Consider the following 11730-nt stretch of genomic DNA (forward strand, 5'->3'; position numbering starts at 1 on the left):
ACAGCAGTCCTCTTTGTCGTCCTACGGACGGAACGCGCCAGGGTGTGTCTGCTCCCTGACCGAAACGTACTGCTGCCGCACCGCCTGCCCCACCGCCAGCTCCTCACCGGGCTCCAGCACCTGCGCCGCCGCACCCTGCCAGGCCGGGGGCGTGCGCGGATCGAGCGTGCCCTGCGAGACGCCGAGCGCCCACGCGGCCTGCCGGGCGGCCCCGATCGCCGCGTAGTCGGCGGGCTGCGGTACGACGACCTGCGCGCCGAACAGCGCCGGTGCCGCCGCCTGCACGGCCGTCAGCTCGGCGGCCGCCCCCAGCAGGAAGATCCGCCGCACCTCCACGCCCCGCCCGCGCAGCACGTCCAGCGCGTCCGCGAGCCCGCACAGCATGCCCTCGAACGCGGCCCGCGCCAGATGCTCGGCCTTCATCGACTCCCGCCGCAGCCCCGACAGCGTCCCCGCGGTGTGCGGCAGATTCGGCGTCCGCTCACCTTCCAGATAGGGCAGGAGTACGAGGCCGTGGGCGCCCGGCGTCGACTTCATGGCCAGGTCGGACAGGCTCTCCAGATCCGGCAGCCCGAGCAGTTCGGCGGTCCCGCGCAGGGTGCGTACGGCGTTCAGGGTGGTGACGACGGGCAGGTGCATGCCGGTCGCGTCGGCGAGGGCGGTGATCATCCCGGTGCCGTCGACCAGGGCCTCGGGATGCACGGCCATGACGGACCCCGACGCGCCCAGCGACACGACCGCGTCCCCCAGCCCGATGCCGAGCCCGAAGGCGGCGGCCATGGTCTCGCCGGTCCCGGCGGAGATCAGCAGCCCCTCCGGGGTCGTACCGGCCGCCTCGGCCGGGCCGATCACCTCGGGCAGCATGGCCTGGTGACCGAGCGCCAGCTCGACGAGGTCGGTGCGGTAGCCGCCGGTGGCCGCGGACCAGTACCCGGTCCCGGAGGCGCCGCCCCGGTCCGTGGTTCTCCTCACAGGCCGCCCCAGCAACTGCCAGACCAGCCAGTCATGGGCCTGCATGAGGATCGCGGTGCGCAGGGCGGCGTCGGGCTCGTTCTTGGCGAGCCAGCGCAGTTTGGTGACGGGCTGCGCCGCCTGCGGCACGCACCCCACGGCCTGCGCCCACGCCTCCCGCCCGCCGAGCGCGTCGATGAGATCGGCCGCCGCGACCTGGTTCCGCCTGTCTGCGCCGACCATCGCCGGGCGCACGGTGTTGCCCTGCGCGTCCAGCGGGACCACGGCGTTCTGCTGCGCGGACACGCCGATGGCCTGCACGCCCTCCAGCAGACCGCCGCCGGCCGCCTCGCCGAGGGACAGCAGCCAGGCCTGCGGATCGACGTCCGCGGGGCGGTCGCCGTCCACCGGATGCGGGGCGTACCCCTGCCTGAGCACGGCGCCTGTGTCCGTGTCGCAGACGACGATGCGAGTGAAATCGGGCGAACTGTCCAGCCCGGCGACTATCCCCATGGCGGAAATTCTATGGGCCGTCCGCCATGGGGGTGTCGGCCGCGGGGGTCTCTGCCGCGTGGCTGTGTGCCACGTGGCTCTGTGCCGCGTGGCTGTGTGCCGTCGGCTGTCGGGAACCTATGTATTGCTGGTACCCCAGTCGTCCTGCCCCGTCCCGTTGGTGTTGCGGTCCCTCAGGGACCGCACCCGCCCGGCCACCGACTCCGGCACACGGTCGACGACCTTGTCGCTGACCGTGTGGTAAGCCTTGCCGGCGAACTGGCGGCCCTGCTGGGCCGCCGTCTCGGCGGTGTTGCGGACGGCCGGGTTCTGGGCGACCTGGCGTGCGGATTTCTTCAGCTGCTCGTAGCGTTCGCGCCCTGCGCGTGTGCCGAGCACGTAACCCAGAGCCAGGCCGACGACGAACGTGAGCTTGTAGCGCATGGAGGCCACCCTTCCCTCGTGTAGGTCGGCGCCGGGGGAACCGATTGGCGGAGCACCCCCCTGCTTGCGCTAATGTATGTGTCGCAGCGAGCGCCCGCCCCCTGGCGAATACCCAGGTAGGTACGTTCGATGCAACGAGGCATTCCTCCGTAGCTCAATTGGCAGAGCAGCCGGCTGTTAACCGGCAGGTTACTGGTTCGAGTCCAGTCGGGGGAGCTCGGTCCTCCGTAGCTCAATTGGCAGAGCAGCCGGCTGTTAACCGGCAGGTTACTGGTTCGAGTCCAGTCGGGGGAGCATGCTGAACGAGGGCCCCCGAAGGGGTCCTTTTTCATGTCCTCACCCCTGCCCCGGGAACCGCGCAGGTCACGGCGGAGTCCTCAAGGGCATGCGAAGTCGCCCCTGCGAAGCAGGAGATCGTATGAGCGGCTATGCTGCGGCAGACGGCGCGCACACATGTACGCGACACGCCGTACGGGGCGGTAGCTCAGCCGGTTAGAGCAGCGGACTCATAATCCGTCGGCCGTGGGTTCGAGTCCCACCCGCCCCACCACTCGCTACGCGGGGAGAATCGATCTGACCTGCGGTTCTTGCTGCTCTGGCACGTGGGTTCGACGGTTGCGCAGCGACATTTGAGGGGCCTCTGCTGTCCCAGGGGCCAAGTCAGGGGCCAGCAGCTGTCTGATATATGGCTTTCGCTTGATGCGCCGGCAGCTCAGTGAGTGCCACGCAGTCGGCCGGACCTCGCACGCCGCCTCGGCGGCGCTCAGGCAGGGCGGCTGTCGGCCCTGGATGATCCGGTGATGAACTCAGCGGCGTACTCCGCGAACCAGATCAGCATCTCCTGGTGGGTGACAGCGCCTGTCGCAACAACCTCGACCGGGTCTGCGCCCTGGAGGATCCGTTTGACGGGAACCTCCAGCTTCTTTCCGGTGAGAGTCCGCGGGACGGCCGGGACGGCGACGATCGTGTCCGGTACGTGGCGCGGGGACAACGCGTGCCGGACCGCGTCCCTGATCCGGCCGCGGAGGACGTCGTCCAGTACGACGCCGGGAGCCGGGACGACGAAGAGGGGCATGATGTAGCCGCCGTCCTCGAGTTCGGCCCCGATGACGAGGCTGTCGGTGATCTCGGGGAGTTGATCCACGACGGCGTAGATGTCGGCGGAGCCCATGCGAACACCCATGCGGTTGAGGGTGGCGTCCGATCGGCCGGATACGACGACGGTGTGTTCCGCGGAGACGGTCACCCAGTCCCCGTGCCGCCAGACTCCGGGGTAGGTGTCGAAGTAGCTCGCTCGATAGCGGGAGCCGTCGGCGTCGGCGACGAAGTGCAGCGGCATCGACGGCATCGGCGCGGTGACGACCAGTTCGCCCTGTTCGTCGATCACGGGGTCTCCGCCAGGGTTCCATGCGGCCAGTGCCACGCCGAGGGCCGGGCACTGGATGCGGCCGGTCCGTACGGGGAGGAGGAGGGATCCGCCGGCCAGCGCGGAGCACACGTCCGTGCCGCCGCACACCGACTGCAGCCAGACGTCGGGCGCGAGATGGTCGTAGACCCAGCGCCAGGTGGACGGTGGCAAGGAGGAGCCGGTCTGCAGGATCGACCGGATCGCGCCGAGGTCCAGGCCGGCGCCGGGGCGGGCGCCGGCCTTCTCGCCCGCGACCAGATATCCCGCGCCGACGCCGACCAACGTCGCGCCGGTGCGCTCGGCGACCCGCCACGCGCCGTCGACGTCGGGGAAGGTGGGGCTGCCGTCGTAGAGCACGATCGTGGCCCCGTGGAGGAGCCCTGCGACGAGGAAGTTCCAGACCATCCAACTGGTGGAGGTGATGAAGAGGAACCGGTCGTCGGGACGCAGGTCGGCACTGAGACCGAGGGCCTTGAGGAGCTCCACGACGATCCCGCCGTGGCTGTGCACGATGCCTTTCGGGATGCCGGTCGTCCCCGACGACCACAGGATCCACAGCGGGTGGTCGAACGGCACGTCGGTGAACTCCGGGAGAGCATCGGCGGCGGCCCATGCGGTCCACTCGTGCTGCATCACATCACTCCGTCGCGACCACGTGCCCGAAACTGCCGGAAGCAGTCGGTTGACGGTGACGAGGTGGCGGACCGTGGGCAGATCGTCCACGATGTCGGCGACCTGTCCACGGCGGTCGCGCTCCTTCCCCCCGTGCCGATATCCATCCGCGGCGACCAGAACCGTCGGCCGCGCCTGCCCGAGCCGGGCCAGCACGCTGGGGGTGCCGAAATCGGGGGAACACACGGTCCAGACGGCGCCCACCGCCGCGGTGGCGAGCAGGGCGACAACGGCCTCGGGGATGTTGGGCAGGTATCCCGCGACGCAGTCGCCGGGCCCGACGCCGAGATCGCGCAGGGTGGTACTGACCGCGGCGACCTGTTGGCGCAGGTCCGCCCACGAGGTCTCGGCCGGAATGCCGCCCTCGGTGAGGCTGACCAGAGCCGGGCGGGACGCCGCGGGATGCGCGAGGCATCGCTCGGCGAAGTTGATCCGGGCTCCGGTGAACCACTGGGCTCCGGGCATGACCGGGGTGGCCAGTACCTCGTCGTAGGTGGTGACCTCGTCGAGGCCGTAGAACTGCCAGACGGCGGACCAGAAGGCGGGCAGGTCCATCGTGCTCCATCGCCACAGGTCGGCGTAGTCGGCGAACGACAGGCCGCGCGTGTCCCCGAGCCATCGGATGAAGCCGGAGATGTTGGAGCGGGCGGCGGTTTCGGGATCCGGGCTCCACAGCAGGTCGGTGTCGGGTGTCTTCATCGTCGCCTTTCCAACTCCGTGAGGCCGGCACGTGCATCGGGCGCGAGGGGGGAGGGGCCACGGCCGGCGGGAGCGTGGGGGCGCCCCGCCGGCCCGGGTCCTACAGCGTCACGGGCAGGTCGCGGCCCAGCCACTCGTTGTAGAACGTCGGCAGGTCGGGTGTGAAGTCGACCTCCACCGGAAAGGTCGGCGGCACGCAGTCGACGTCGAGGAGTGTGCCGCTGACCGGGCACAGGAACTCGCGGATCTCGACGAGTTCGGGATCGATGGTGAGGTGTTCCTCGGGGTAGATCTCCAGGAAGTCCTCGCGGGTGCGTCGGACGATCACCCGGCAGTGCATCTTCCAGTTCCCGTTCCAGGGGCCGAGTTCTGCGCCGGCCTTCGTCTTGACGATGGCCTTGCCGTCCTTGGCGACGATGAACAGGTTCTCGCCGAGGGGGAGCAGGATCTGCTCCTCCCAGTCGACGAGTTCCTGCAGCGCGACGAGGGTTTCGGCGAAGCGGGACTCCTCCTTCGGGGCCCGCATGAGCCCGAGCAGTTCCTCCCACGACAGCTTGCGCTGCACCAGGGCGGTCGTCGTCTCCTGGCTGGAGACAGGGGAGCGGTCGTCGGCGGTGGTCATGGTGCTGCCCTCTTTCCGGAGGTGTCAGGAGGCGGTCGCGTCGGGCCGCGGGCGGCTGGACGAGCTCGGGTAGTAGAAACCGACGGGTGCCGGGGCGGAGAAGTTCGGCTCGCCGGTCTCGGTGTAGGGGAATTCGTCGAGCTGCCAGAACGCCTTGTACTGGGTGACGAGGGCGTCGGACAGTTTCGCCGACCGGGCGAAGGCGTGGTGCACCATGTCGGAGACCTCGCCCGCGGCGGCGCGGTCGCGTTCGCCCTCCCACCACTGGGAGGCGGGTACGGACGCGGCCAGCCGGGCCTGCCGCCGTCGTTCGCGTTCGGCTTCGGTGCCCGTGTCCGAGCCGGCGTAACCGTAGGCCGCACTCGCACCCTGAGTGGTCATCAGTCCGTTGGCAAGGTCCTTCTCGATGGAGGGAATCTCGCGATCCAGCGGGTCGCCGTAGCCCGCGCCGCCGTAGTACAGCACGCCGAACAGGTCGCCTTCCCGCAGGTTCGGTGACCACTGGTTGTCCGGACCGCAGTACCAGTCCTCGGCGGTGATCGTGCCGTCCAGCAGCATCTGCTCGGCCTCTTCGAGGCTGGACGGCAGCTTCTCGCCGCGGGCGATGAGGTCGCCGATGCTGGTTCCGGTGGCCCACAGGCACTTCCAGCCCGCCGGCGGGTAGCCGCCGAAGAGCCCCTTGTGGAACACACCGCCGTTCATGCACCCGGATCCCGAGAGGGTCACGTTGACCACGTCGGAGCCCTTCACCATCCACAGCGACTGCCAGCCGGACCCGCCGCGGAAACGGCCGTAGCCCTGGTGGTCGGGGATGAAACTGCGGCCGAGGTAGACGTTGGGGCCGGTCAGCTCCCAGACCTCGGCGTCGCCCTGGATGCCTTCCGAGTTCCAGATCGGACTGCCGCAGTCCATGCCGTCGGCGACCCCGCGGGCGCCGAAGCTCTCCCCGGCCATCTCGAAGTTGTTGTAGCCGGTCGGCCCGCCGAACTGGTCGAAACCGGTGACCCCCACCATGCAGGTCGGGGTCGACATCAGGATCTCCTCGGTGAATCCCCTGGCGTACCAGCTGATTCCCATCAGCCGCCAGACGTTGGCGAAGATCGGGATGAGGGTCCACCAGGCCAGTGAGGTCGCCACGCCCTGATAGTTGGCGTTGACGATCGATCCCTCGGGCAGGTACTGCTTGACCGCCAGATACGCGCCGTCGTTGACCCGTCCGTCGTAGTTGAGGAGTTGGGTCAGGGTGATCCAGAAGCCGCCGTTCATCGGCCCGGGGGCGCAGTTGAACGGGTGGAAACTCCAGCCGGTCGAACCCTCGTAGTCGAGTTCTATACGGCCCTCGCCGGTGACCGTCATCTCCTGGCGTACGAGGTCGATGAAGTCGTTCTTCGCGAGCGGGTGCACGAACGGCACGTGGCTGCGCTTGTGCACCGGCATGGTCAGCCCGCGGTAGGTGCCCGGCACCATGGTCGTACGGACCCGCTTGAGGAACTCCCGGCGGCCTTCCTCGATCAGTTCCTTCGTGGCCTGCCGGTAGTAGTCCAGGCCGAAATCGTCGATGATTCCGGTGAGCGCGTCACGGACCATCAGGCAACCCGACAGCTTGGCCTTGTCGTCCAGGATCCACCAGTTGGCGTTCCTGAGGCCCATGCGCAGCCGCAGCAGGTAATCGTGGCGGAAGTGGTCGTCCTCGCCGACCTTCTCCGCGCTGATGTGCAGACCCTCGCCGTAGCGGTCCGGGGTGAGGACCGACATGCCGGGTCCTTCGTAGGTGCCCGCCTCCAGTTCGTGGGCGACCGCGCCGACCCAGGCGATGAGCTCGTCGCCGTGGAAGACCGGGATGACCGTCATGACGTCCGGCGTGTGCACACCGCCGGCCCACACCTCGTTGTTCTCGAAGATGTCCCCGGGCCGGATCTTCGGGTTGTCCTCGTACCCGTTCTTGATCATGAACTTGATGAACTCGGACAGGGTGTGGACGTGCACCATGATTCCGCTGGACAGGGCGATGGCGTCGCCTTCCGGGGTGTAGAGCCCGATCACGAACTCCTCGAAGTCCCGGACCGCGGGCGAGGAAGCGATGTACTTCATCGTCTCGCGCGTCGAGATGATGGTCGACAGCAGCCGGGAGTGGAACGACTCGAACTGCAGGGGGTCGGCTTCGAGGTTGGTCAGCTCGGTCAGTCCCTGGTAGTGACCGGTTTCCTCGAAGAGTTGTTCGCTGCGTTGCAGTTGCTGGAGCAGCGTCGGCTTCTCGATGGCCATGGTGTGTGTCTCCTCGGCGGGAAGCGGGACGGCGGTCAGGCCTGACCGGCGCGGTAGTGGATGAGGCGGCGGCTGTCGAACTCGACGTGATGGGTGGGCGGGATGAGTAGCGTGGTCGCCGGGTGCTCGATCACCGCCGGGCCGCCCACGACGTTGCCGGCCTGCAGCTCGTCCATCTCGTAGATCTGGAAGGTGATGTCCTGGCCTCTCCAGTGGCCCGGTCGGGTTCCCTTGAGGGCCGAAGAGGGCGGCGTCCTGCCGTGCAGGTCGAGCACCGGGACGGCAGGCTTGGGTGTGTCGAGGTCCGCGGAGAGGGCCAGCTCCAGGATCTGGTAGCCGACTTCGGAGTACAGCGCCTGCTTGGGGTAGATGCTGGTGTAGACATGCTCGTAGCCGCGCATCAGCTCGTGCAGGTCGTCGATCGATTCGAGCCGCTCATCGTCCCAGGGGACCTCGAAGTCCGACAGCTGGTTGGTGAAGCGCACATAGGCCGAGCGGTTCAGCTTGGCCGCGCCGAAGTCCCAGCCGTGGACGGCGAAGTCCTGACGCGCGCGTTCCTCCAGCGATGCCCAGGCCGCGTTGATCGCCTCGATCGCCGCGCCCTTGACCGCGCGGGCGGGAGCGTCGTCCCCAGGCGGGCAGGCCGCGATGGTCGCCTGGTGGTAGCGGTAGCGCCGCGGCGCGCAGAGCACGCCGAACGCCGAGAAGACGGCGGCGAACGGGAAGGTGATGATCTCCTTGAAGTCCAGCCCGTCGACCACCCCCGACAGTCCCAGCGGGCCACCACCGCCGTACATCAGCATCGAGTACTCCTCGGTGGTGTACCCGCGGCCACGGAGCATGTTTGACAGGAACTCCCGCATCGACTCGGTGACCAGCTGGTGCGCCCGCTCGCAGAACTCCATGACGCCGACCTTGAAATGCTTGGCCATGGGCTCCAGCGCCGCCTGCGCCGCGTCCTTGTCCAGCGGCACGTCACCGCCGAGGAAGTTGTTCGGATCCAGATAGCCCAGCAGCAGGTGGCAGTCGGTGATCGTCGGGTTCGGCCAGTTCAGGCAGGCACCGACATCGGACCCCGCGCTCCGCGGTCCGATGGTGAGCTTCCCGGTCAGCGGATGGATCCCCAGTTCCGAGCCCATCCCGGCGCCGATCGACTCGGTGTGGATCATTGGGATGTTGGTGCGGAAACTCAACAGGGTGGGTTCCCGGGTGATCGGGATGGTGCCGTCGCGGACGATGCCGACGTCGAAGCTGGTGCCGCCGATGTCGCAGCAGACTACGTTGTCCGAACCGAGGATCTCCCCGACGTAGTGCCCGCCCAGCACACCGCCGACCGGACCGGACACGTACGACTCGTACAGCCGGGGGGTGTCCACCGGCACGGTGCCGCCATGTGCCAGCAGCGTGGAGACCTCCCGCTGGAAACCGTCCGAACGCGCCTTGCTCTCCACGGACTTGAAGTGAATGCGCGCTCGCTCCCCGGCGTAGGACTGCGCGACGACACTGGCCAGCCGCGTGTACTCCTTGTGGGTCGGCGCGATCGCGGAGGACAGCACCACCGAGACGCCGGGTGCCTCCTCGGCGATGATCTCGGCCGCACGCTGCTCGTGCGCGGGGTTCATGTGCGAGAACAGGAACATCACACCGATCGACTCGACCCCGGCGGCCGCCAGCTCCCGCGCGGCGATCCGTACGTCTTCCTCCCGCAGGGGGACGGTCACCTGGCCGAACAGATCGATGCGTTCCTGGGCGCCATGCACCCGCTGCCGCGGGATCACCGGATCGTCGTGGTGATGGGTCACGGTGTGCAGCCGGTCGGCGTAGGGATAGCCCAGCCAGCCGCCCTCGGCTTTCTCCATCAGCAGGTAGTCCTCGAAGCCCTGCGTCAGCAGCAGCCCCACCGTCGACCCGGTCTTGCTGAGCAGCGTGTTCAGCATGATCGTGCCGGCGTAGACGATGACCTCACTGTGCGGCATCACCTCGGACAGCTGTCGGCCGTCGGTCTTCGCGGCATCGGCGATCGACCCGATGAAACTGACCGACTCGTCCTGTTTGTTGGTCAGATATTTGCCGACGAGGAAACGGCCGTCCTCGCTGACGATGACCGCGTCGGTCATCGTGCCGCCCGCATCCAGGGCGACCCAGTTGCTCTCGTCTGTACCGGGTGATTGATCTTCAACTGTCACGGGTGCATCTCCGATCCAACGGAAGCTGCGGCGCCGTACGAGCCCGCCTGACGGCTCAGCGCCGTACGAGCGCACACCTGATGGCCGAGAACGGTGCACCGGAACCCGCCGAAAAGGCTTGAACAGGAACGCCCGGGCATTGAAGGAACACGCACGGTCGGCAACGAGACGGAAGAAGCAGCAGGTCATAGAGGCGCGGCGCGTCTCGACGCGTTGAACAATCTGCCGCCCGGATTGAACATGCGGGCACCGCAAGCCCCCTGATCTGTCGCATACCGCTCTCAGGCGCTAGCGTCGAAAGGCGACGAATCGCCGCCCGCGCGGCGCGGCCCGTCGCCGAGCGTCAGCGTGGACGTGGAGGGCAGTGCGATGGCGCAACACCTGATCAGGCCGGAGGAGCTTCCGACCTGGGTGCCGGGGCGCCTCACCGTGCACAGTCCCGAACAGGGCTGGGACGGCATGTCGGTCCGCGGATACCGCTACGCCGGCTCCGATGTCGCAGTCCCCCCGATACGGGACTACATGATCGTCGCCTATCGCCGCGGAACCACGGCCATGCGACGTCGCCTCGACGGCCATTGGTCAACCGAGCACCTTGGCCCCGGGGACGTCTCACTGCTCACCCGCGCCGCCGAGTCCCACTGGGTCTGGCCGGAGGGGATCGAGGTCGTGCACGTCTACCTCACCAAGGACGAACTCGCCGCGACCTGCCGTCAGATGTACGAACGCGATATCGCCGACATAGAACTCCACGACGTCCTCAAGGCCAGCGACCCGGCGATCCACCGCACGGCCATGCACATCGCGGCCGAGGCCGCGCACAGTGACGTGGGCAGTCCGCTGCTGATCGAGTCCCTGTCCTGTCAACTGTCCGTGCACATCCTGCGGCGCCACGCCCAGGTTCAGTTCAAGGAGCACAGCCCCAACGACACGCTCACCACCCGACAGATCGGTGCCGTTCAGGAATTCATTCGCTCGCACATGCGCGAGAACATCTCCCTCGACGACCTCGCTGACTGCGTCGGCCTGAGCCGCTATCACTTCGCGCGGCGGTTCCGGCAGACCACGGGTACGACTCCACACGAATTCGTCATCAAACAGCGTGTCTCCCGGGCCCAGCTCATGCTCCAGCGGACCAGCAACCCACTGCGGGAAATCGCCACCCTTTGCGGCTTCTCCGACCAGAGCCACATGACACGCGTCTTCCAACAAAGGCTGGGCACCACGCCGGGCAAGTTCAGGGCCGAAAGCTGAGTCGGCGGGGGAACCGCACCCGGAAACGCGCATGAGGCGCGGCGCCGTGCGTGCGCCGTACCACTTGACCGCCAAGGTGCCACCGCCGCTGCTCATGGCCTGCGTCGCAGACGTCCAGCCTGCGGCGACCACAAAGGCTCCACCTCAGAGACCGAGGCGGCGCATCTGCGCGCTGGAAAGCAGACCGCCGCGCGATCGTTCTACCCGTTTTGCCGAGCTGGGCGGACGCGGCTGCCGCGGCCGTAAGCGTCTCTCTCAAGGACCGCCAGGGGCCATCGAGGGGCCACAAGGACAGGCACGGATCGGCAAGGACCGTTCAGGGCCGACATCGATCAACGTCTCTGACCTGGGAAAATGCCAAGGATGGGCATGGATTGGCAAGGCCTGCCAAGATCCTCAAAGGACTCATAATCCGTCGGCCGTGGGTTCGAGTCCCACCCGCCCCACCACTGACTACGCGGGCAGAACCGTTCCCACCTGCACTAACAAGAAGGCCCCCGCCGAGTCGGGGGCCTTCTTGCTAGCACCAAGATCGTTAGCTCGGCCATTGCTCGGCCGAAGTGAAAACTGCCACCCTGGCGGCCTAGTTGGTGGTCCGGCTGGATCCCGGCGGCCGCAGCGGTAACACCTGAGAGCCTTCAGCTAGTGCCGCATCAGGCAACGTTCGCCCTGTGCACGACCTCGCGTAGGCGTTCGTCGGTGGCGTGCTTGTTCCGCCAGATGATGTAGCGGCGGAT

General features: G+C 67.9%; 7 protein-coding genes, 3 tRNA genes and 1 pseudogene. 4 read left to right on the top strand and 7 right to left on the bottom strand.

Features of this window, described 5'->3' with window-relative positions:
- Positions 1-21: 21 nt before the first annotated feature.
- Both ABZZ74_RS25395 and ABZZ74_RS25400 read right to left on the bottom strand, forming a co-directional pair.
- Positions 22-1464, bottom strand: a complete 1443-nt coding sequence (locus ABZZ74_RS25395; protein ID WP_356768604.1) for an FGGY family carbohydrate kinase — start codon at positions 1462-1464, stop codon at positions 22-24.
- A 117-nt stretch (positions 1465-1581) separates the two neighbouring features.
- Positions 1582-1887, bottom strand: coding sequence for a YtxH domain-containing protein (locus tag ABZZ74_RS25400; RefSeq protein WP_133041144.1), 306 nt, complete (start codon positions 1885-1887; stop codon positions 1582-1584).
- 143 nt (positions 1888-2030) lie between these two features.
- On the opposite strand from ABZZ74_RS25400, the gene ABZZ74_RS25405 reads away from it, so the two are divergent.
- The 3 genes from ABZZ74_RS25405 (at position 2031) to ABZZ74_RS25415 (ending at position 2437) form a co-directional block, all read left to right on the top strand.
- Positions 2031-2103 (top strand) — tRNA-Asn (locus ABZZ74_RS25405).
- 5 nt (positions 2104-2108) lie between these two features.
- Positions 2109-2181: transfer RNA gene (locus ABZZ74_RS25410), tRNA-Asn, on the top strand.
- Positions 2182-2360: 179 nt separating this feature from the next.
- Positions 2361-2437, top strand: a tRNA-Ile gene (locus tag ABZZ74_RS25415).
- Positions 2438-2650: 213 nt separating this feature from the next.
- Here ABZZ74_RS25415 and ABZZ74_RS25420 read toward each other — a convergent pair.
- The 4 genes from ABZZ74_RS25420 to ABZZ74_RS25435 form a co-directional block, all read right to left on the bottom strand.
- Positions 2651-4666 (bottom strand): acetoacetate--CoA ligase, encoded by a 2016-nt coding sequence (locus tag ABZZ74_RS25420; protein ID WP_356768606.1) that lies wholly within the window; start codon positions 4664-4666, stop codon positions 2651-2653.
- 100 nt (positions 4667-4766) lie between these two features.
- Complete coding sequence (locus ABZZ74_RS25425; RefSeq protein ID WP_356768608.1) at positions 4767-5288, bottom strand: acetone carboxylase subunit gamma; 522 nt, start codon at positions 5286-5288, stop codon at positions 4767-4769.
- A 24-nt stretch (positions 5289-5312) separates the two neighbouring features.
- Positions 5313-7553 carry a hydantoinase B/oxoprolinase family protein gene (locus ABZZ74_RS25430; RefSeq protein WP_356768610.1) on the bottom strand — a complete coding sequence of 747 codons (2241 nt, stop codon included), beginning with the start codon at positions 7551-7553 and terminating at the stop codon, positions 5313-5315.
- A 35-nt stretch (positions 7554-7588) separates the two neighbouring features.
- A complete protein-coding gene (locus ABZZ74_RS25435) occupies positions 7589-9739 on the bottom strand; it encodes a hydantoinase/oxoprolinase family protein (RefSeq protein WP_356768612.1) in 2151 nt (716 codons plus the stop codon).
- 369 nt (positions 9740-10108) lie between these two features.
- On the opposite strand from ABZZ74_RS25435, the gene ABZZ74_RS25440 reads away from it, so the two are divergent.
- Positions 10109-10993 carry an AraC family transcriptional regulator gene (locus ABZZ74_RS25440; RefSeq protein ID WP_356768614.1) on the top strand — a complete coding sequence of 295 codons (885 nt, stop codon included), beginning with the start codon at positions 10109-10111 and terminating at the stop codon, positions 10991-10993.
- 653 nt (positions 10994-11646) lie between these two features.
- On the opposite strand, the pseudogene ABZZ74_RS25445 reads toward ABZZ74_RS25440, so the two are convergent.
- Positions 11647-11730, bottom strand: a pseudogene (locus ABZZ74_RS25445) (transposase); the annotation flags it as partial.

This window comes from Streptomyces sp. NPDC006476, assembly GCF_040612015.1.
Classification (GTDB): Bacteria; Actinomycetota; Actinomycetes; order Streptomycetales; family Streptomycetaceae; genus Streptomyces; species Streptomyces griseorubiginosus_B.